This window comes from Paenibacillus chondroitinus NBRC 15376 (assembly GCF_004000765.1).
In the GTDB taxonomy this organism is placed as follows: domain Bacteria; phylum Bacillota; class Bacilli; order Paenibacillales; family NBRC-103111; genus Paenibacillus_E; species Paenibacillus_E chondroitinus.
Genome location: NZ_BILW01000007.1, coordinates 76767 through 98808 on the forward strand (window position 1 = coordinate 76767; position 22042 = coordinate 98808).

The window sequence follows — 22042 nt, forward strand, 5'->3', positions numbered from 1 at the left end:
CTTACCCCTTTGCAATACTAGCCGTAATATAAGAGAATGCTATAGTTAAGGTTCGGCAAACCATATCAAATCCCTGCTGAAGATCGGCGACATTTGATTTTACATTTTCGACATGAATCCGATCCCCCGGATACGGCTCCTTTTGCATCAGATCATCCAGCATCTCGGCATTAATATAGTGTATCTCCATATTGCGTTGATTGCGCAGCCGATCGAGCGGAGATTTATAATCCATTTTGAGCGTATACAGCTGAACTTCAAGCGCCCCGTGAATTTTCTTCTCATGCATCCTGCGCAATACCGTAAAGTACGAATACCGCGCTTTCAGCACCTCCGTCTTGAGCTCAAATAAATCATTCATGAATGTACCCAATTTGTCCAAAATGGAAAACAGCCGGATGAAGGCATTTTTGAAAAAATAAACGAAAAGGCGATAGGCTTCCATCTCTTGCGCGTTCATATCCTCGAGAAACATTTTATTGATATGCTCAGCGTAACGCTCGCAGCAGTATTTGCTCTGCTCAAGCTCATCTAATGCATCAATGAACCCTTTACTCCAGATTGCTTGCCGATGGTACTTCGGGTAGTCTGAGGCCGTGTGGTGATGCTCCTTCGATTCCAGATGCTCGATAAACACTCTTACTGCATTGCCGGCCTCCAGCAGGAGTCCGCTGTCTACCCGCTCTGGTTCATGGAATAATGCTCGCAGCATGGGTACACCCCCTTTTTTAATAAGCTTGATGAATGAACAACAATAGAAGTAAGTATAGGCATAAATAAAAAGAAATAGCCCTCTCTATAGTAAGAAGGCCTCTTCTCCCACAAAACCGTTCTGTCCTATTGCCAGAAATCAGCCCAATCCAGGCCTTATGCTTTGCGATCATATAGCGTAAGCACGCATAAATAACATAGAAATCCAAACATACCGGCAACGATTACCGCATGCACCATGCCAGTAAGCAAATAAGCAAGTTCATTCCCCATGGACCAAGTGACGACAGCTCCGCTGATCACTTGCAGGGAAACTAGGATGAGTGCCCATTTGCTGCCAAAGCGCAATTTGTCTGAGCTCTGATAATAACGTTTGGCCTGCAGATAAAGAAAGAGAATGCACACGAACAGCAGTAAAGCCGCAATCCGGTGTGTAAAAACAATGCCCGTCGCCCCACTAAGCTCAGGGATGACTTGCCCATTGCATAATGGCCAGCCTGAACATCCGCCAGATGATACCGTATGACGAACGAAAGCACCCAAATAAACAACAATATAGCTATAGATCGTCGTTATCCATACGATCGCCTTAAAGGAACTGCGAATGGCTGTATCTCTTTGAAATTGGCCCCATGGTGTGAATACAAGCGCAAGCAGCAGGGAAAACGCAAATGCCAGGAGGGATAAGCCAAAATGAAGCGCCAGTACGAGTGAAGATTGCGGCCAAACGACGGCGAGTGCGCCCATTACGGCTTGTACCAGCGTCATAACAACGGTTCCAGTGATGAAGTATTTCGCATCTTTCCGTTTGACATAACGAAACACTAAGATGAATGTGGCAATCAGGATTAGCGTCACGATACCGACGACCAGTCGATGACTGTATTCGATAAACGATGATATCGTATGCGCCGGGACGAATTTCCCATGACATAGCGGCCACTCGTCTCCGCAGCCTCTTCCTGCGTCAGCCTTTGTAACCAAGGCCCCCATTGCAAGAATGAGAAACATGCCGATGGCGGACAAATTCGCTAGCCTTTGAATCAGTTTTTGCATGATTGCACCTACTTTTACGTCGTGACTTCTGTGGATCTTGTCGAATATTCGTTTGGTTCGTTTTCAATTATATCTTTAAAAAGTTGGCAAATCCATTCGCAATTGTTACAAAGCTCCGAAACCACCGCTATTCGGCCGAACTCATGGCGAAGTTGTGATTTTCACGCTATATCCAAGGATAAACGACTTCGTCGTCCTTTAGGACGAGAGGGTTTATCAAGGTAGAGCGAAGCAAAAGTAAAAACCTTTTACTTTCTTATCTACTAAAAAAACGACTCTGAAAAGAGCCGTTTCTATTCCTTCTATTTATGGGGCAAGAGCACCTGATACCTCGAGAGCCCGATCAAGGAACTGCTCAATTTCTTCGCGTGTTTTACGCAACTTGCTGACGAAACGAACAAGCTCTTTGCCGTCGCGGAAGGCGATAAAGCTTGGAATACCGAGAATGTTCAGCTGCTCGCACAAATCCGGCACTTCGTCGCGATCCAGTTCAACGAAAGTAATCCGTCCTTTATAAGCTTCTTCTACAGCCGGCATGAATGGCTCAATAAAGTGGCAGTCTTTGCACCAAGTAGCTTTAAATACAGCGATCGTTAATACCGGTTGTGAGATTTGTTCTTGAAAAGCTTGTTCATTGGAAATTTTCAACATAATAAGCACCTCACTGCTAAGGAATTTATTAACTTATAGCATGCCCCAAATAGCGTGTCAAGATTTACGAATGACAGCATCTTCCTTATCACGTGTATTTACATTATTAGTAAAAAGTGATATCATATTTATATCAAATAGATATTTAAATGAAATGGCTACTCCAACTTGAAAGGATGTTGATTACATGAAGGAAAAACAAGCTTGGTCCATTAATGGATTTCTTGGTATTTTGTTATTTATTATTGGCGGAGGATTAGGGGTTTTACTCCTGACACAGGAACGTATCTTGCCGGGTGTCATTTTAATCATACTTGGCGTTATCTTTGTTTCGACCATTACAGCCGTACAGCCGAACGAAGCTTCTGTCGTCACGTTCTTCGGCAGCTATCTAGGTACGATCCGGAAGAGCGGCTTGTGGCTCATTGTTCCATTTTCAAATCGAAAGAAAATTTCCTTGCGGGTTCGCAATTTTAACAGCGTCAAGTTGAAAGTCAACGATATCGAGGGCAATCCGATCGAAATCGCCGCCGTCGTCGTATTCAAAGTCGTTGATACGTACAAAGCGCTTTTTGATGTAGATAGCTATGAGAAGTTCGTCGAAATCCAAAGTGAAACGGCGCTTCGCCATGTAGCAAGCAAATATCCTTACGACCGATTCGACAGCGAAGGTTATTCGCTCCGGGGGAATGCCGATGAAGTAGCCGCTGAGCTTAGCCTTGAGCTTCAGCATCGTCTCTCGGTAGCAGGTGTCGAGGTCATGGAATCTCGTCTCACTCACCTTGCTTACTCAACCGAAATTGCAAGCGCCATGCTTCAGCGTCAGCAAGCTTCAGCTATTTTATCCGCCCGCCAAACGATCGTTGACGGAGCTGTCGGCATGGTTCAGATGGCCATCTCCCGCCTCGAAGCCGAAGGCTTGCAGCTCGATGAAGAGAGGAAAGCGGCCATGATCAACAATTTGCTTGTAGCCATTGTATCGGACCGCTCAGCGAATCCGGTCATTAATACCGGCTCGCTATACTAAACGGACACTGCTATGGCTCCTAAGAAAAACTTCGCGCTCCGACTCGATCCCAAGCTCTATGAAGCTTTGGAGCGCTGGGCGGAGGATGAGTTCCGGAGCGTTAACAGCCATATTGAGTATTTACTTCGAGAATCGATGCAGCGGGCGGGGCGATTGCCGAAGATCCGCCCCTACGGTTCTGACTCAGAAAAAGATGAGCAAGCTGATTCTTGAAGTTATGCCAGGCAGGCACCCTCACCAATAGCAAACCCCCTGACCTTCATAAGGTCAAGGGGTTTTACTACTTTACAGACAAGCTATTAATCATTAAATTGCTCAATTCCAACCCATCTTTGCGTGCAATTTCGCCTTGATAGATGATCCTGCCTGTATCTAAATCCACCACAGCCACACCGGGACTTTTCCTGCCGTAATAATTCATATAAAGCCGGTTATCGGTAAACTGTTTCATTTGAACGTGCAGCTCGTCTTGCATCCAATCCTTCAAATTGATTTTTACGTCGCTCTTCAGCTTCTTTTCCGTCAAATTATAATGAACAATCCGCGATTGATCATAGATGTTCATGGGAGTAAAATACAAATCGTCGCCAAGGTAATCAATTCTAAGTTCTCCGGGTTTTCCATTCATGAGCAGATCACGGACGAGCTCGTTTTGAACAGCTGTCATTTGGCCGTTCCAAATATCGTAGTACAGAAGCTCCCGATTCAAGATATCTTTTTTCCCATCCAATGCATAGGAACTCCGATCGAAAAGCAAATAACGGTTCGGCTTCATCACATCGTTTGATGATATAAGTGCAGTCGTTGTCTGCGACGTTTGATCCTGAGATACGCCAGTTGCAATCAACTGCTTTCCTTCTATGCTTTTTTTATCAAGATCCACGGTATAAAAAACATATTTAAAGTCTCCAGGCTGCGAATATTTGCCGGACTTTTGATATTGATTAACCAACAGCTTCATGCTCTGATCTTTCACATAAACATCCATAACACTAATGTACTCATTTTTTTCCTTAGGCAGTTTCACCTGAAAGGATAGGCTGCTCTTCTTTGCTTTCTCCATCACAGAAATGTCAATCATATCCGACTGGACCTCATCCGTTTTAAATCGAAAGTCATATTGAGCATATGCAATCAGCTTTTCGTCCACATATAAGGCATTCGGGTTCTTTTTCCCTCTCAAAAAAGAGCGATATTCCTGGAATAGTTCCTGCAATTCATCTTGGTAAAAATAGGTTGAATCCAGCCTCTCCCAGAAAGAATCCTTTTCGTTCGGATACTCGCTCCCCGATGGACGTATGGCGATCGGCTCAGACGTATATTGTCCTCTAACCGTTACATGAGAAACTTCCTCTTCGCGTCCTCCTAATGTTTTGAGATAATAGTCGGGTTTATCGATTTCAGACGCGGTGGCATAATATATACTAATCGTTAAAACAACAAATGGAATAAGGACTACAAGTATCCAATAACGTTTCATTGTCAGGGGCGCCTCCTTAAACGGTTACTTTTTTATGCAACAAATAGGAACTGAACCATAATGAAAAGGCTGTGACAAGGATCCCCATCACAAGTTCCAGCTGAACAAGCTCGCTTGGGAAAAAGAAATCCGGCACCCATATTTCTGAAATCATTTCAGGTAATATGATGAGAAACACTGCCGCGCCGATATAGAGGATACCCGCCGCAATCCCTTTGAAACGAAAACTGCGTTCGAGTAAAACGGCTGTAAACAAGATAATCACACTCACCACACCTGCTCCGTAGTACAGAGCAAATTCTATAAAATACGAAGGAAGCAGGATTTTGAGTAAAGGGTGATGTCGAATGATTTCCGAGACTGTTAAGTCTTGTCTGAATTCACTTGGAAGGAACGCCTCGAAAACCGTAATCCGAACGTATAGCAGTAGGAATTGGTAAGCAACAAGCCCCCAAACAAACAAGACAATGGAGCTCAACTTAGCCAAATACACATTCATTCTCGAAGTTGGCAGCATAAGCAGCCTGTAAGCAAACGTACTTCTACCAACCCATTCCTTATACCAAATCAGAAAAATATAGAGGAGAAGCGTCACACCGGATAGGCTAATAGACCAATCAAATAAGATATTATCATACCCATTCAAGCTGGCCTTGCTAAAATTCTGGACATATTGGATGGCTGTCATAGATTGACTCTCCATCGTTCTTTCGGCATTATTCATATAATTATGCGTATATAACCAAACGTCCAATAATTGCAAAAGCAAGGTAATAACGAATAATGCGCCATAAAATTTGCTAAAACGGGCAATCTCCCAGTTCAGCAATTTTCCAAAGTTGCTCATGCCAAATACACCTCCCTCATAACATCTACAACGGATTTCCCTTCCTTGGACCGCATTTCCTCCGCATAAAATTGTTTCAACACCCGTCCTTGCTCAAGCAGCACAACTTTATCAATCAGGTGTTCAATATCGTGGATTTCATGCGTCGTTATCAGAACTCCTCGGTCTTCAATCAGATGGCTGGTGAACACAGCCGCGATCTGCTCACGGCTGAACATATCAATCCCGGAGAAAGGTTCGTCCATGAGCAGGTAATCAGCGTCCAAGGAGAGTCCGAGCAATAAATTCGCTTTCGCCGAATTCCCTTTGGACAAGCTGCCTAACCGGTCTTCCTTTTTCAATTTAAAAAAAGCTAACAGGTCCTGTGCCCGCTTCTCATTCCAGTTTGCATAGAAGTCCTGCATAAACTGCATGGCATCTCCTATTTTCATAGAGGAAGGCATCGTCAACGTATCAGGAATAAACACAACCTTCTCATAGGCCATCTTGTTAACAGGCTGGCCGTCAATTCGAATTCGACCACTTCCAAGGGGAGTTAGCCCCATAATGGCTTTCATGATTGTCGATTTGCCGACGCCGTTAATGCCAATAAGACAAGTGATTTCTCCCTTTTCCGCTGTGAAAGAGACCTCATCCAGCACATTTTTTCTTCCATATTTTTTAACAATTCGATCGACTTCTATCATTCTTTAACCTCCCTTGCTCGCTCTGCCTCGTATTTCTCTTTGACGAAACGAAGCAGGTCATCGGTAGGAAGTTCAATCTTTTTGATGGATTGTATAAACACCTCCACAGCCTCCTGAATAAGTTCTTGACGAATCGAATTCAAAACCTGCTTGTCCGTCGTTATTCGACTAGGGGAATTGCCCGCGGTTGTTATCAAATGTTGCTCCTCCATTTCTTTATACGCCCTCTGTACAGTATTGGGATTAATTTGGAGCAAACCTGCAAGTTCGCGTCTAGATGGAATTTCTTGGCCTGCAGCTAACTTGCCTGTTGCCATTTCTTCTTTAAAATGCCGGACAACCTGCAGATAAACCGGATCGCGATTGTTAAACGTAATGTTCATCTACCCATCTCCTATGTACTTCCTTAGTAAATCTGGATAATTATAGTGTGTGTATTAGTTGACTCATACACTATGTGTACTATACCCTTCATACACATCTTTTGTCAAGAAAAAAACTCCTATATATTTACTTTTATGAATTGTAATCACCAATTTCATCTTCAATGCGACTACTAGATCACATCCGGTACAACAAAAAAACATCCCTGCTAGCCTAAGCTAGAGGGATGTTTTCCGTATTACACTGTAACTGTAATAACAGGTGCAGTAATTGTCGGTTCAACCGTAACGTCAGATGTTGTATTGGAGAAATCGGAGACTTCGAGAACGACCGGCGCACCAGTTGTAGTTGCTGTCGTAGCTAAAACCAGGGATGCCGTTGTAAGGGTGGACAATCCAGCCACTTGCAGCACACCGTTGACATATACGTTGTAGTAACCGTCTGTCGGAGGTGCTGGAAGATCTGTAATCGCATTGCCGTTATCATCTAAAAAGCTTCCTGCTGGAATCGTTGTATCTGTCGTAATCATACCTGCTGTAAGAACTGCGCTATATCTTGTAACAGCAGGATCTACCGTTGTTTCAACCTCAGTTCCACTAGCCGTTGGTGCGGAAGCTGTGGCGGTGACAAAAAGTTTAATCAGAGACGCTGCCATAATTTCACCCCCTTCCCTAATTCCCAATGGCTATCTATAGACCCGGACGCTTTGGACAATGATAGGGACCCCTTTTTCTGGGACATCCTCTGACGTTAAGGTTAAAGCTCCTTCCCGTATGTGGTATAACGTTCGAGGCTGCAGGACACCGTTCACGAAGACTTGCCGATACGAGATCATCTTCGGACTTGGAATAGATTGAATTCCGTATCCAGGGATCTGGTCTTCGTTGGTATACTCCCTCTTCTCCCCATCGGAAATGGCATAGAAGAAATAGGTCTGCGCCAAAAATTTGACACCAAGACGTTTGGTTCTATGCCTGGACTTTTTTTTTCGTCGTTTAGACGCCTTCTTAGGGCATGGACGACAACTTGCCACATACAAGTTCATGCTGATGTAAATCACCCCGCCAACGCTGACTTCTGTTAGTTCATTTTATGCATAAAATAATGCCAGTAATTGGATTAAATTATCAGGTGCTTCCCCCATTTATGGAAAAAAGCAGCCTTAAATGTGCGGTATCCTCACATACCTGCGAGTAAACGGGCTAACAATAAGGAGATGATGCAGGTGAGGTCGAGGAGGTTATTATGAGATCAACACAGTTGGAGATCATCCCTTTATCCAAAAACATCGCAGAACGATTAGAAAAGGGGCTCACCCAGCAATTAGAGCTTCTTCGAGGCGGTGTTCAGCCATTTCCTCTTACAGCGGAGGAGACACGGATCGTGGAAGACATACGGGCGCGAACCCGAAAGGAGAACCGGAATAACGTAACACGCACAATGGCCTATTGGGCCTGTTACCAGAAGTACCCTGAACTGCATTGGGCTCTGTTAGCCCATATGGTCTCCCGCAACGGTGGCTGGAACATGACCGATCTGCATGGGGATCTCCTGCCGCACCTTATTGACGCTGATCAAGCTGAGCATCTGTTTGCTTTCCTGGAACGCGCGAACGGGCTTATTTTTCAAGATGCTTATCCACAATTGCTGCTTTATGACGAAAGCAAGAAGCGCGAGAAGAACCTGTTTCACTTGCTTCCCCATTTGAATATTTCCATCTGGATGATCCCTGTCTGGCATGAATTTTGGACGAACCCGGACTCCACCGCACTGACGATTGCTCTTATTGTGAATGAACAAAATTACATCGAGCAGCGAATTGTGCAGAAGGGCAAGTTCCGAGAAACCGTTCTAGATAAGACGCTTTTTAAAGCTCAAGGCTGGATGCAGTTGAATCAAATTGCTTTCCCTTTTTGGTCCCCGTCCGCCGAAGCCGGCTCCCCCCAGCCTCGTCTGGCCGGACTCATTCTCGAAAATTTTACCGACTTAGCTGAACGCATAGCCCTTGGGAAAGGCCTCTATGCACTTCTAATCGGAGTGCCGGAAGTGCTGCAAGGTGTACTCCGCTTTGCCGCATCGACGCCCCACACGGGTTCACGCGCTGACTATTGGCCTCACTTATTTACCCCCATACAAAAAGCCCCCCCTGATCATTTCTATCAGGAGAGGCTGGATGGCTGCTTCCTCAAGAAGGGAAGCTCGCCTTTGTATAGTCCTACACTTGAGACTGTATGGCCGGATCGGCCGCTACTGCCTGTGGAGCCTGGCGACTGGTTCCAAGATGTTGAAACGCCAATGGGGTATATGCACCCTATAAAAGTGCCGCAGACCTTTGATTTAACCCAAGCCATGAGCGAAGGGCTTAATAGCATTGAGCTCGCCATACTGGCAGCGCAGGCTATGAACGTCGTCCGATAAGGCGGCTTGCTTTGCCGATCAGCTTTTGAACAGGCGCTGGGAAATTCTTGACATCGTCCTTCGTAACCACACGCGTCGCCATGAGCATCAGCGGGTATAAAGCAGCCGTGAAGCCGCAAACAAGTATTGCGTTGATCCCTTCATTGATCCTGTACAGGCTGGTTGGGTGTACATACGTGTGGGTTAACCACTCAGCCGCGATGCCTAAGCCGGCAATGACCACAATTGAAATCGTTAAACCGATGAAGCGCCGTCCAAGAATGGTGAAGCTCACTTCTTTGCGCAGCGTGCGCAAATTGAGCCATGACATAGCGATGAAGCAAAGCCCCGTGGAACCAATAATCCCATAGATGCCGAACCATGGAGCGAGTAAGAAGCTTCCGGCAAGCTTAACCGCAATACCAACGGCAACATGCAGCATCAGTGGTTTCATACGGCCCATGCCCATTAATACGGCACCTGAGGTCTGCATGACAATTTGGAACATAGCGCCCAAAGTTAACAAGGAGATCATGTAAGGTCCATGACTCATGCCATAGGCTGTATCTTCGTGTCCGAACATGAAGAAATCGAGTGGGCGTGCAGCAATCGCGATCACGAGCACTGCAGGCAATCCAGATAAAATAGACAGCTGCAGTACTCTGGTTGTTTGATGCCCTACCTGCTTCAAATCTTTGCGGGAGTAAGCCGCTGAAATAATAGGCACGACAGATTGGCTGAGCGCAATGGCCAAAATAATTGGAATGCCCGCCAGAGATTGCGCCCGGCCCCCGATAATCCCAACCAAACCAAGCGCCTCGCTGCTGCCGATCTTCCCTTCCAAGAGGGGAATGATGATCGACGTATCGATCGCATAGACCAAGGTAACCGTCACTGAGAAGATGACGATCGGGATCGAAAGCTTCAGCAGGCTGCGGTAGATATCCCTGTACCTTGCAGGCGCTGTTGCAGGTGCCGAAGAATGTACAGCGGCGGTTTCATTAGCCGCAGCATGAGACACATTTTCTTTCAGCCTTTGAGCGTCCCTGCGTTTGAGCTTCATCGCATAGTAAAGCATAACGGCAAGTGCGGCGATGCCGCCCATCACCCCGCCGAATGATGCACCTGCTACCCCCCAAGCCAAGCTGATGTTTAATAAAATAAAGGCAAGACCAATCGAAGTGACCAGTCTAAAAATTTGCTCCACAACTTGCGAGACCCCATTAGGCATCATGTTTTGTCGGCCTTGGAAATAACCGCGCATAATCGCAATAAGCGGGAAGAACAGCATGGCCGGTGCGATAGCGCGTGTTGCCAGCGTAGCGTCAGGTCCGCCGCGTGATATTTGTTCCGCATAAATCGGCGCAAACACATATAAGAGCACGGTCATGAATGCGCCAGCAACGATAGCAAATAAAATAGCTGCGCGATAAATTCGCTCCGCCTCGGCAGGTCGTCCAATCGCGTATTTTTCCGATACCATTTTGCTTAACGCGCTGGGAATCCCTGCTGTCGCTACAACAAGAAGAATAGAGTACAAATTAAAAGCTATCGAATAACTGCCCATTCCCCCCTCGTGCAGTAGGTGCACGAGCGGAATACGCTGAAAAACGCCGAGAAACCGCGCTACAAGCGCGGCTACGGTGAGAATGAGCGTCCCTTTTACAAGAGAATCTTTGGTTTCCTTCGTCAAATGTGTTCCTACTCTCTAATCCCGTATTCAAACAACACGATGTTCAATTAAAAAACCCAAATCAAGAAAAGAACGATCATCGCCAGCTGCAGCACAATTTTGACAGCGCTGCTGGCAAAGAAACCGATCACGGAGCCTATCCCGGCGCTGATCGCATTTTGCCATTTCGTGCCGATAATGATTTCTCCAATCACCGCACCTAAGAAAGGTCCTATGATTAACCCGAAAGCCGGAATGACGAAAGGTCCCACAATAAGGCCAATCGTACTCCCGATCACAGCCGCCTTCGAACCTCCGAATTTCTTGACTCCCATTGCGCTAACAGCGTAATCGGCAACCATAATAATAAGGACGATCAGGGTTTGCGTGGTCCAGAACACCCAGCCAAACGGCTCAAAGCTGATCAGCCAGCCATATAGAAAGAACGCCGCATAGATAGCCAAAACACCGGGCAGCACTGGATAAACCGCACCTATCATACCTACAACAAACAAAAGAATGACCAAGCTCCAGGCTAACGTGATCATGAGCTCATCTCCGTCCGATATTGTACTGGCTAAACTGGCTAATTACAGCATATAAGTGTGAATAATTTTGGCAACCGCACTTTCTTCGTTCGTCACCGTCGTGATATCCGCAATCTGTTTGACTTCATCCTGCGCATTGCCCATAGCAACACCAAGACCAGCTTCACGAATCATCGTGATATCATTCTGGCTGTCCCCCATCGCAATCACTTCCGACATCTGAATCCCGAGAAGCTGACAAACAGCCTCCACACCGCTTGCTTTGCTAATCCCAAGCGGGTTTAATTCAATGTTCGACGGATGAGAGTTGGTGATTTCAAGCGTTCCCCAGCTCTCTGCAATTTCGCGAATACGCTGCAGCTTCTCCGCGTTTTCCGTAAAGAAACCGAACTTCAGCCATTCGCCATTCGGGATGTCCAAGCCTTCGCGCTCGCGGTTGAAAACACCTTCAACAGAGTAAGCCCACCACCAACAGTCATGCTCCTCAGCCAGCGCATGTAATCGGCTCACGGTTTCGACCGGAAGCAGTGTCCGCCGAAGCAATTTGTTCGGCGACTCCCATACTTCACTGCCATTTACCATAACCATTGGCGTAGATAGCCCCAGCTCCTGAATGTAAGGCAAGGCGCTGATGGCTCCGCGGCCGGTCGACATGATGACGATTTTGCCAGCTTCCGTCGCTTGACGAATGGCGGATTGATTTTCCGGCGATATTTTTTTCTCCTCATCCAGTAAGGTACCGTCCATATCGAGGGCAATTAACTTATAAAGTCCCACGTTCCCCATCTCCTGTCTATACGGTTGTCGTCCTTGATAGACCTAGTAAGCAGCGAGCACTTTCTTAGGCAGCTCTTCCATAAAAGTCATATGCCAGAGGGCAAAAATATAGATCGTCCAAATCCGGCGCGCATAATCGCCCTGGCCGTTACGGTGCTTCTGAAGCATCCGCTCTACCGTGTTCATATTAATATAATCTTCAATTCCGCTGGCTTTGATCTGCTCAAGCAGCACATCCCCCATCGGACCTTGTACCCATTGACGCAAAGGTACAGGGAAACCCAGCTTCGGACGGTTCAGAATCGGGTCCGGGATAATGCCTTCCATCGCTTTACGGAAAATATATTTGGTCGTTCCGTTGGCAATGCGATATTTCGCCGGGATGCGGCGTGCCACATCGAACAGCTCCTTATCCAGGAAAGGAACTCGCAGTTCAAGCGAATGCGCCATCGTCATTTTATCGGCTTTCATCAGGATATCGCCGGGCATCCACAGATTCATATCGATATACTGCATCCGGCTGACCGGATCAAGATGTTTAGTCTTGTTGTAATAGTCTCCAGCGATCTGCACGGGATTCTTATAAGCCCGCAGCATCTCCGTATCGAGACGCAGCACTTCCGCTTTCATATCCTCTGTGAAAATCTTCGCGTTACCAAGGAAGCGCTCCTCCAGCGGCGTCGTGCCGCGCAACACATAGTTGCGCCCCTTCACGCTGTTTGGCAGCATCCGCGCGAAGCGGTTCAGCATGCGCTTGATCGAATGCGGCAGCTGATCGATCGGCCGCAGCGACTGCGGCTCGCGATAGATGCGGTAGCCGCCGAACAGCTCGTCCGCGCCTTCGCCGGACAGCACAACCGTCACGTGCTCGCGCGCAAGCTGCGCCACGTGGTAGAGGGCAATGGCCGAAGGATCGGCAACAGGCTCGTCCTGGTGCCAGATCGCCTTCGGCATCGTGCTGAAGAAGTCATCCTTCGTGATGACTTTGTCGTAGTGCTCTGTGCCAAGCGCCGCAGCCGTTTGGGCGGCGATTGGCGTCTCATTGTTGGCGCCTTCGAAGCCAACGGAGAACGTGCGGATCGGTTCAATGTTCCGCATATGGGTGGCAATGGCCGTGGAGTCAATCCCGCTGGACAAGAAACATCCGCGCTCCACATCACTGACCATGTGGTGCTTGACGGAGTCCTTCAACGTTTCGCGGATTTGCTCCACGTAATAGTCAAAAGGACGTTCCTCAGGTTCGAACATCGGATCCCAATACTTATGTATGGACATTTCGCCATCGAAGGTTACCTTCACATAGTGGGCCGGCGGCAGTTTGTGGATGCCGTGGAACATCGTGTTCGGCTCTGGAACATACTGAAAGGTCAGATAGTTCAGCAAGCTGTCCGTATGGATCAACCGGTTCATGCCATCCGCAGCGAGCAAGCTCTTAATTTCCGAGCCAAACAAAAACTGACGGTCGTTGACATGATAATAAAACGGCTTAATGCCGAAATGGTCTCTCGCTCCGAACAGCTGCTTCTTTTTCTTGTCCCAGATCACGAATCCGAACATACCGCGCAAATGCTTGACGCATTCCTCTCCGAACTCCTCGTAGAGATGAACAATAACCTCCGTATCGCTATGCGTGCGGAATTGGTGTCCGCGTTCCTGCAGCATTCCGCGTAACTCTTTGTAATTATAAATTTCTCCGTTAAAAATGATCCAGACGGAATCATCCTCGTTGGCTAGCGGCTGATGCCCTTCTTGAATATCAATAATGGACAACCGGCGAAAGCCAAGACCAATCCGATTATCCGTCCAAAAACCGGAATCGTTCGGTCCCCGATGCACAATCACATCCGTCATTTGCTGCAGCATCGCAACTGTTGGTTCTCTATCTTCAAAATACATCACACCCGTAATACCACACATGGTGAAACTCACTCCTCCGTACCATTCATCAAACTATCTCTCGCGACTACCGATACATTAGTATACCATATCCGTCCGCCATACTGGAAATAGGATGAAAGTACGCATTCAGCTGTCTATCATAGGAAAATGAAGGTAATGATCAGTCTTTTTAATGAAGCTGTGAATCGCGTCGTTTTCATGCTGTCCCCCACCTTTCTTTTCTCTACGCACAAAAGTTTACCTCACGCAACTTTTAGCGTATAGGAGGGTTCTCCTCCTTACCTCAACATATGCTCAGGAATGAAGAACGGTTCCACCTCTTATATATTGCTTCCTGTAGGCAAGCGGTGAGAGACCTATTTTGGCACGAAAACAGTTCGAGAAATAAGCGGCATGATGGAAGCCCACCTCCTCAGAGATACGCTCAATCGACCACTGCGTTTTCAGCAGCAGCAGCTTGGATTGTTCAATTCGATAGGCAAGCAAATACTCGAGTGGCGTGCAGCCATACACACTTTTCATACAGCGGCTCAAATAATTCGGATGAAAATGGAACTCGTCAGCCAACCGCTCATTGGTCAAATCAGCCGAGTAATGCTGCTTGAGATAAGCTTCGATTCGCTCAGCCAATCTATGTACTTTGGATTGCTCATCAGGTTTACTTCCAATATCTAACGCACGCAAAATTTCCGTAAAAATGCGCTGCTCTTCCCAGAACGATACCGACCTCTCCGAGACGGACATTTGTAGGAGTTGGTGCCAAAGCTCTTGGATCCGCTCGGGGTCCGACGCTCCCCCTTGTTGAGCAAGGGTAATTTCATTTTTTTGAGGTAAAACGAATTCGCTGCGCGGAAAGGGCTTGCTCTCTCTGATCGTGTAAGGGCTGCTGGTTTGAAAATGAAGCCAATAAAAATGACACTCCGCCTCACAGGGACGCACGGCATAATGATATTTATCCGGAAGCAGCAGCACGTATTGGCCCTCGGTCAAGCTCCACGTTAACTCCTCTTCCCCCAAATGCAGCGTACCTTTCGTAATGAGAAGAAGGTCATACATCCCTAACCCTGCGCGATCCGGATGCGTGTCCCCTGCCTGGTACGCCCTGAACCCGCTCTCCAAATAATAAGGAAGAGGCGGTGCAGCTAACGATATCTCTTTCATTAGGTGGCGACTCCTTTAAAAAGTTGTGTGAAATTTTATAAATAACTGGTTGTATTTCCACCTGTTTCTTCCCCAGTATCCCTCATATAATTGGAGAAAGTAAAGCCCATTTCGCAAATTCGGGAGGTTGCTTCATGTCAAATGCACTGCTGCAGGCCAAGCATAAATTGTCCTTGAATCAAATCCAAATCAACGATAACTTCTGGAATCATTACGTCAGTCTTGTTCGCAATACGGTCATTCCCTATCAATGGGATGCGCTGAATGATCGTATTCCCGATGCCGAACCCAGCCATGCGATCCATAATTTCCGGATTGCCGCAGGCTTGGAAACAGGGGAATACCACGGTTGGGTGTTTCAGGATTCCGATCTCGCCAAATGGCTCGAGGCGGTCGCCTATTCCCTTCAACAGCAGCCTGATGCAGCGTTGGAACAGACCGCAGACGAGACCATTGACCTGATCGTGCAAGCGCAGCAAAGCGATGGTTATTTAAATACATACTTTACCATTAAAGAACCTGGCAAGCGTTGGACGAACTTATACGAGTGCCACGAACTGTATTGCGCAGGCCATATGATTGAAGCAGCCGTTGCGTATTTTGAGGCTACAGGGAAAAGGAAGCTGCTGGATGCGATGTGCCGTTTTGCGGATCATATTCAGGATGTATTCGGGCCTGAGGAAGGTAAAATTCGAGGCTATGACGGGCATCAGGAAATTGAATTAGCCTTGATCAAACTGTATACGGTAACGAAGCAGGAGAAATATCTCCAGCTTGCCTGCTATTTCATCGATGAGCGAGGACAGCAGCCCAATTTCTTCGATGGGGAGTGGGAGCGGAGGGGAAAAACCTCCATCTATCGCGCCGGTGAAACCCCATTGCCGAGTCTGAGCAGCATTTATAATCAGAGCCATCTGCCTGTTCGTGAGCAAGATACAGCTACCGGGCACTCGGTTAGGGCCGTTTACATGTACACGGCCATGGCTGATTTGGCCAGATTGACCGGGGACGAGAAGCTGCTTGCCGCATGCAAGAAGCTTTGGGCGAATATGACGCAGAAGCAAATGTACATCACGGGAGGCATCGGTTCGACGCACCATGGGGAGGCGTTCTCGTTCGACTATGATCTGCCGAATGATACGGTGTACGCTGAGACTTGCGCTTCCATCGGTTTAGTTTATTTTGCTCAGCGAATGCTGCGTCTCGAAACGCGGAGCGAGTATGCCGACGTGATCGAGCGGGCGTTATATAACATCATCATCGGCAGTATGAGTCAGGATGGCAAACAATTTTTTTATGTGAATCCGTTGGAGGTCTGGCCACAAGCTTCGGCGAGCAATCCCGGCAAACGTCATGTGAAAGCTGAGCGCCAGAAATGGTTTGGATGCGCGTGCTGCCCTCCGAACTTGGCTCGGATTCTCTCTTCGCTTGGGGAATATATTTATACGACTGAACCAGGACGAATCAACTGCCATTTATTTATCGGCAGCGAAAGTACGATTACGTTGGACGATGCAACGCAAGTTGGGTTGAAACAAGTCAGTTCGTTGCCTTGGAGTGGAGATACTTCGCTTGAACTAAGCTTGGCTCTGCCACGCTCGTTCATATTGGCTCTGCGCGTGCCTTACTGGTGCGACAGCCAACCTCAATTGTTCATCAACGGTGAGAAAGAGGATACGTACGCGGTTGAGAATGGCTACGCAATTATCGACCGTATTTGGACGGATGGTGACACCGTCACTTGGCTGCTTCCGATGGAGGCACACCTCATCCAAGCGAATCCGCTTATCCGCAGCAATGCCGGGAAAGCCGCGATTCAAAGAGGGCCGCTTGTATACTGCGTTGAGCAGGTCGATAATGGCGCTCCTCTGGCTACGCTTAGCCTTCAGAGTGGAACAAGGCTGAAAGTGGAAGCCGACACAAGTGCGCTTGGTGGCACAGTGAAGATTGAGGCTGAAGGCTTTAGGGATGCGACGCCTGAGGCTTGGGCTTCGGCGGAGCCGTACCGTCGCTGGGCGCCATCGGCGGACCCAGTCGCCTTGCACGCGGTTCCCTATTTCCAATGGGGGAATCGGGGGGTTGGCGAGATGGCGGTGTGGATTCGGGTACACCAGTGAAGTTAGGAAAGAGGCTGCTTTTTGAAGCGGCCTCTTTTTTTGCGCTTGTACTCGGTCTTGCGGTCTTGCGCTCCTGGTTCCTTGGATTCTCTTTTAGAGGGAACTCCGGTACGCTATTTTGCCAAATTCCCACTACTTAAAGGTTTAGCGGGAACTATAGTCCGCTATTTCGATGTATTCCCCTGAAAAAGTGAGGTTTGCGAACAAATAAGACCCCACAGTTCCCCCTAATCGCGAAAAGAGCCCTTTTCGCTCAAATAGGGGACTGTAGTTCCCTCTCGTGAGCGAAAGAGAAGAGCCCCAACCTACCAAGGCCGCTTCCCGCCGCCAAGCTTGGTCAAAACGCCGTCGTTGGCAGCGTCGTAAGCTTGAAAGATTTTCGCCGCAATCGGAGAGGCGCCATAACGCCCGAAGCCGCCTTCGGGCACGACAACCGCGACGGCCAGCTTCGGGTTCTCGACTGGCGCAAAGGCGATGAACACGGCATTTTCAACCGAGCCTCCCGACACGCTTTGGGTGGATGTGCCTGTTTTGCGCGCCACATTAAAAGGCAGCTCCTCGATCCCTTCAGCCCCGCTTTTCATCCCGTGGATGATGGTGTTCCAATGCTCTTTGGCAAATTCGGCGGAGAAGTCCTCCAATACTTCCGGCTCTATTTTTCTAACCAGCTGGCCTTGGTAGTCGCGAATTTCATCTACGAAAAGCGGCTTCATCCGCTTTCCCCGACTAGCCAACGTAGCTGTGTACTGAGCGAGCTGCAAGGTTGTCGTTTTCTCGTTTTGCCCCCAGGAGGCGTAAACCATCGCAGATTGATAACTGTCTTTCACAGCATTTTTGATAAAATCGTTAGAGCCTGCAAGCTCGCCCGGTAAGCCGCTGCCTGTTTTGACGCCCATGCCGAATTTCGCCATGTATTCCGCCCATTTGGCCGTCACTTCCGGATTCTCCCTGCCGTATTTGGCCCAGAAAGGAATCCCGACTTTTTCAGACATAAACGTGTTTGAGGAATGTTCAATCGCCCCTGCAGCATCCATCGCCCCGTAAGCCGCTTTTCCCGAATTGGTGATAGTGCTGTTGCCGCCTTTACCAAAACTGAACGACCCCGTATCGTTATAAACATAACCGTTCCCGCTGAAAAAATTCTCCTTAAGCCCTATCAACACGGACATAGGCTTAATCGTCGAACCCATGAACACAATCGATGATGGATGTTTCGCATTTTCTTTCTCGTCAGGATACTTGGCTTTTGCTGTGCGAATGCTGCCATTAGGAATAAAGGATTCGATTTCTTTGTAGACGCTTGCCGACATGCCACCGGTCCACGCATTTGCATCATAATCCGGATAGTTCGCCATCGTAACGACCCGTCCTGTATCCACTTCCATAGCCACTGCAAACCCGGAGGCTGCCTGCATACCAACACTCATGTACAAATCATTGGCGTGCGACGGGCTGCGCAAGTAGCGAATATGCTCCTCCAGCATACGTTCTGTCGCTTTTTGGATATCTTTATGTATGCTCAAATATAAATTATTTCCTTTGACGGGAGCCGTGACATCGGCTCTCCCAATGATTTTGTTAACGGCGTCCACGGGGTATGTCTTCCTGCCGTTTCTGCCGCGCAGCTCATCCTGATACATGCGTTCAATGCCATCAAAACCCACATTTTCCGAGCTCAAATATTCCTGAACCATAGGGCTGTCTTTGTAGATTTCTTTGGCTGTAGGAGAGGTAAAAGAGTTCGTATATCCCACTAAATGCGTGGCAATGGTCGTGTTGCCGTCATCATCCAGTTCATAGGTGCGGATGCTTTCCTCCGTTACGTCCAACCATTTAAATTCATCCCGATGTTCTAAAAGGTAGGCGATCTCTTCGCTGGACAAATCCGCCTTAATTCTTCGCGGAACCCAGTAATAACTTGGTTTCTTAATTTCAGCCTTGTGGTAGTCGTAGCCGATGTCCATGGCTAAAATGATTTCTTCGGGCGTCGGACTTTTCGAGTTTGGTTTGGCATACTTGTCGAAAACATCCGCTTTCAACCGATCCGCAATAGCAATTAACTCATCTAACTTTTGCGCGCTGGGATCAATTCGAAAAAATAAAGATTGCATGGGAATGGTATACGCAAGCGGAGATTTCGAGGAGTCATAGATGTTGCCGCGAATGGGAGCAATTTGTATCGTTTGTGTGCCGTTTCTATTCTCTGCGGCTTTATGTATTTTCGTTTCAACAAACTGCAGCATAGCCAATCGCACGATCAGGATGGAAAATAAGACAAAGGTTACAAAGAAAAAAAGATTGATCCGCAGCGAAAAATGTCTCTTTTGAGCAAGCTCTTTTTTCCTCGGATCATCTGCGATCGGCGACTTCATCACTGTATAGCCCCCTTCTGTGTCAGGATGTATCCTGAAACAGACGCAGCGACCCGGCAATAAGTTCACTAAAATTTGGAAAACTTGACTTACTTCCCAAGACAAGTCCACAAAAAACCTTCAGACCCACTTATCAAGTGGATTTGAAGGTTTTTTACTCGTTTCTGCCTCTACCAAGGCCTCTTCCCGCCGCCAAGCTTGGTCAATATGCCTTCATTGGCTGCATCGTAAGCCTGAAAGATTTTTGCCGCAATCGGGGATGCGCCATAACGTCCGTAGCCGCCTTCCGGCACGACGACCGCCACAGCAAGCTTCGGATTCTCGACCGGCGCGAAGGCGATGAATACGGCGTTATCGATCGTTCCGCCTGAAACGGCTTGTGTCGAAGTCCCTGTCTTCCGAGCCACGTTATAGGGCAGCTCCTCAATGCCTTCCGCGCCACTCTTCATCCCATGGATGATGGTGTTCCAATCCCCTTTGGCGAACAGAGCCGTATTATCTTCCAGCACTTCGGGTTCTACCTTTTTGACTAGTTCACCTTCAAAGCTTCGAATCTCGTCAACGAACAACGGCTTCATCCGTTTGCCGCGGCTGCCTAGAGTTGCGGCGAACTGCGCGAGCTGCAGCGTCGTTGTTTTCTCATTCTGCCCCCATGAAGCATAAACCATGGCAGATTGATAACTGTCTTTTTTGGCGTTTTTGGCAAAGTCATTCGAACCGGCAATTTCACCGGGCAAGCCGCTCCCCGTCTTGACGCCTAAGCCGAACTTCGCCAAATATTCCGCCCATTTGTCTGTTACAGCAGGATTTTCCCCGCCGTATTTCTGATAAAACGGAATGCCGACTTTGGCCGACATGTACGTATTGGACGAGTGTTCGATGGAGCTGGAGGCATCCAAATTCCCATACGCCGTTCTCCCTGAGTTCGAAATCGAACTTGTCGAATTCGCTTTACCAAACGTGAAGGTACCTGAATCGTAATAGTACTGATTGGAAGGAGTAATCAACTTCTCCGTTAAACCAATCAGGACGGACAATGGTTTGATCGTGGAACCCATGAAAACGATGGAAGACGGATGTTTCGGACGCTCTTTATCTGTGTATTTCGGGTACGCGGTTGTAATCGAACCATTCGCAATATAGGAGCCAACTTCGTCTAATGTTGCTTGCGAAATTCCGCCCGTCCATTCATTCGAATTGTAGTCCGGGTAGTTAGCCATCGTAACGACGCGCCCCGTGTCTACTTCCATTGCTACCGCATAACCGGCCTGCGCATTCGCCCCGTATTTGATAAAGGCATCATTCCGCGCGTACGGTGTATGCAGAAAAGCAATCTGATCGGCGATCGCCTTCTCCGCCGTTTTTTGAATATCTTTGTTGATCGACAGATACAAATTGTTCCCTTTGGTTGGCTTCGTTACCGTCGCGCGCCCGATAATTTTCATGGCCGCATTAACGGGGTAAATTTTATAACCATTTTTCCCGCGAAGCTCATCTTGGTACATCCTCTCGATGCCATCGAAGCCGACATTTTCGGTATCGAGATACTCTTTACTGTTTTCATTATCTTGGTACATCTCTTTGGCCTTTTCCGTGGAATAGCTTTTGAGGTAACCAATCAATTGCGGAGCGATGGTCGACGGCGATCCATCCGTATCCATGTCGTCCAATTCGTAAGTACGGATGCTTTCTTCTGTCACTTCCAGCCACTTGAATTCATCCCGGTGCTCTAATAAATAGGCGATTTCTTCTTTGGACAAATCTGTTTTGATTTTACGTGGAACCCAATAATAACTCGGATCCTTCACTTTGTTTTTATTGATGTCATAACCCAAATCCATGGCAAGCACGATATCCGCAGGCTCCAGCTTCTTGGAATCCGGTTTGCCGTATTTATCAAAAACGTCTGTCTTCAGCTTGTTCGCCATGCGAATGACTTCATCTTTATCCTGCTGAGAGGGCTCGATTCGGAAAAATAAGGACTGCACTGGAATGGTATAGGCAAGAGGTGATTTCGTAGAATCATAAATGTTGCCGCGGATGGGTGCAATTTTATTCGTCTGATTCGTGTTCGTATTCTCTGCTGCCTTCAAATCTTTGGCTTGCACGAATTGTAAAATGGCCAAACGCACGATAAGTACGGAAAACAATAAGAACGTTATAAAGAAAAAGATATTGATCCGAAACGAAAAATGCCGTTTCTTCGTGATTTCTTTTTTCTTTGGATCATCCATTATGGATGGTTTCATCACACTCA

20 protein-coding genes are annotated in these 22042 nt (G+C 47.6%); 4 read left to right on the forward strand and 16 right to left on the reverse strand.

The genetic code is table 11. From position 1 onward, the window contains the following. Position 1: 1 nt before the first annotated feature. From PCH02S_RS11120 to PCH02S_RS11130, 3 genes are all read right to left on the reverse strand, one after another. Entirely contained in the window at positions 2-712 is a 711-nt protein-coding gene (locus PCH02S_RS11120) for a Cthe_2314 family HEPN domain-containing protein (protein ID WP_127452925.1), read from the reverse strand. Between the two features lie 155 nt (positions 713-867). Then, positions 868-1767 carry a COX15/CtaA family protein gene (locus PCH02S_RS11125; protein ID WP_127452927.1) on the reverse strand — a complete coding sequence of 300 codons (900 nt, stop codon included), beginning with the start codon at positions 1765-1767 and terminating at the stop codon, positions 868-870. 306 nt (positions 1768-2073) lie between these two features. Then, the gene (locus PCH02S_RS11130) at positions 2074-2418 is read right to left on the reverse strand and encodes a thioredoxin family protein (RefSeq protein ID WP_127452929.1); all 345 of its coding nucleotides are present in this window, start codon (positions 2416-2418) and stop codon (positions 2074-2076) included. 187 nt (positions 2419-2605) lie between these two features. On the opposite strand from PCH02S_RS11130, the gene PCH02S_RS11135 reads away from it, so the two are divergent. Next, the gene (locus PCH02S_RS11135; protein WP_127452931.1) at positions 2606-3445 is read left to right on the forward strand and encodes an SPFH domain-containing protein; all 840 of its coding nucleotides are present in this window, start codon (positions 2606-2608) and stop codon (positions 3443-3445) included. A gap of 12 nt (positions 3446-3457) precedes the next feature. After that, entirely contained in the window at positions 3458-3658 is a 201-nt protein-coding gene (locus PCH02S_RS11140) for an Arc family DNA-binding protein (RefSeq protein ID WP_127452933.1), read from the forward strand. Between the two features lie 67 nt (positions 3659-3725). Here PCH02S_RS11140 and PCH02S_RS11145 read toward each other — a convergent pair whose 3' ends face one another. The 6 genes from PCH02S_RS11145 to PCH02S_RS36945 form a co-directional block, all read right to left on the reverse strand. After that, on the reverse strand, positions 3726-4925 hold the full coding sequence (locus tag PCH02S_RS11145) for a hypothetical protein (protein ID WP_127452935.1): 1200 nt from the start codon (positions 4923-4925) through the stop codon (positions 3726-3728). Between the two features lie 16 nt (positions 4926-4941). Beyond that, a complete protein-coding gene (locus tag PCH02S_RS11150; protein ID WP_127452937.1) occupies positions 4942-5772 on the reverse strand; it encodes a hypothetical protein in 831 nt (276 codons plus the stop codon). Next, on the reverse strand, positions 5769-6458 hold the full coding sequence (locus tag PCH02S_RS11155) for an ATP-binding cassette domain-containing protein (RefSeq protein WP_127452939.1): 690 nt from the start codon (positions 6456-6458) through the stop codon (positions 5769-5771). Before PCH02S_RS11155 ends, PCH02S_RS11150 begins: the two co-directional genes overlap by 4 nt. Beyond that, on the reverse strand, positions 6455-6841 hold the full coding sequence (locus PCH02S_RS11160) for a GntR family transcriptional regulator (protein ID WP_127452941.1): 387 nt from the start codon (positions 6839-6841) through the stop codon (positions 6455-6457). Before PCH02S_RS11160 ends, PCH02S_RS11155 begins: the two co-directional genes overlap by 4 nt. Positions 6842-7080: 239 nt before the next feature. Further along, the gene (locus tag PCH02S_RS11165) at positions 7081-7497 is read right to left on the reverse strand and encodes a DUF4183 domain-containing protein (RefSeq protein ID WP_127452943.1); all 417 of its coding nucleotides are present in this window, start codon (positions 7495-7497) and stop codon (positions 7081-7083) included. Positions 7498-7527: 30 nt separating this feature from the next. After that, positions 7528-7887 (reverse strand): DUF4183 domain-containing protein, encoded by a 360-nt coding sequence (locus PCH02S_RS36945; protein ID WP_127452945.1) that lies wholly within the window; start codon positions 7885-7887, stop codon positions 7528-7530. A gap of 200 nt (positions 7888-8087) precedes the next feature. Here PCH02S_RS36945 and PCH02S_RS11175 point away from each other — a divergent pair, with 200 nt between their 5' ends. After that, a complete protein-coding gene (locus tag PCH02S_RS11175; protein WP_127452947.1) occupies positions 8088-9260 on the forward strand; it encodes a DUF2515 family protein in 1173 nt (390 codons plus the stop codon). Here the strand turns inward: PCH02S_RS11175 and PCH02S_RS11180 are convergent. From PCH02S_RS11180 to PCH02S_RS11200, 5 genes are all read right to left on the reverse strand, one after another. Then, positions 9241-10932: a putative polysaccharide biosynthesis protein gene (locus tag PCH02S_RS11180; protein WP_127452949.1), complete on the reverse strand. Its 1692-nt coding sequence runs from the start codon at positions 10930-10932 to the stop codon at positions 9241-9243. The genes PCH02S_RS11175 and PCH02S_RS11180 overlap by 20 nt on opposite strands. 47 nt (positions 10933-10979) lie before the next feature. Next, positions 10980-11459: a DUF456 domain-containing protein gene (locus PCH02S_RS11185; protein WP_127452951.1), complete on the reverse strand. Its 480-nt coding sequence runs from the start codon at positions 11457-11459 to the stop codon at positions 10980-10982. Between the two features lie 42 nt (positions 11460-11501). Continuing rightward, the gene (locus PCH02S_RS11190) at positions 11502-12236 is read right to left on the reverse strand and encodes a Cof-type HAD-IIB family hydrolase (protein WP_127452953.1); all 735 of its coding nucleotides are present in this window, start codon (positions 12234-12236) and stop codon (positions 11502-11504) included. A 42-nt stretch (positions 12237-12278) separates the two neighbouring features. Further along, positions 12279-14153: an asparagine synthase (glutamine-hydrolyzing) gene (asnB, locus tag PCH02S_RS11195; RefSeq protein WP_127452955.1), complete on the reverse strand. Its 1875-nt coding sequence runs from the start codon at positions 14151-14153 to the stop codon at positions 12279-12281. 276 nt (positions 14154-14429) lie between these two features. Then, a complete protein-coding gene (locus tag PCH02S_RS11200; protein ID WP_127452957.1) occupies positions 14430-15296 on the reverse strand; it encodes an AraC family transcriptional regulator in 867 nt (288 codons plus the stop codon). A gap of 134 nt (positions 15297-15430) precedes the next feature. On the opposite strand from PCH02S_RS11200, the gene PCH02S_RS11205 reads away from it, so the two are divergent. Next, the gene (locus PCH02S_RS11205) at positions 15431-17413 is read left to right on the forward strand and encodes a glycoside hydrolase family 127 protein (RefSeq protein ID WP_127452959.1); all 1983 of its coding nucleotides are present in this window, start codon (positions 15431-15433) and stop codon (positions 17411-17413) included. A 305-nt stretch (positions 17414-17718) separates the two neighbouring features. Here the strand turns inward: PCH02S_RS11205 and PCH02S_RS11210 are convergent, their stop codons facing one another. Further along, positions 17719-19785, reverse strand: coding sequence for a peptidoglycan D,D-transpeptidase FtsI family protein (locus PCH02S_RS11210; RefSeq protein ID WP_127453208.1), 2067 nt, complete (start codon positions 19783-19785; stop codon positions 17719-17721). A gap of 170 nt (positions 19786-19955) precedes the next feature. Continuing rightward, positions 19956-22034: a peptidoglycan D,D-transpeptidase FtsI family protein gene (locus PCH02S_RS11215; RefSeq protein WP_246069032.1), complete on the reverse strand. Its 2079-nt coding sequence runs from the start codon at positions 22032-22034 to the stop codon at positions 19956-19958. Between the last annotated feature and the right edge of the window lie 8 nt (positions 22035-22042).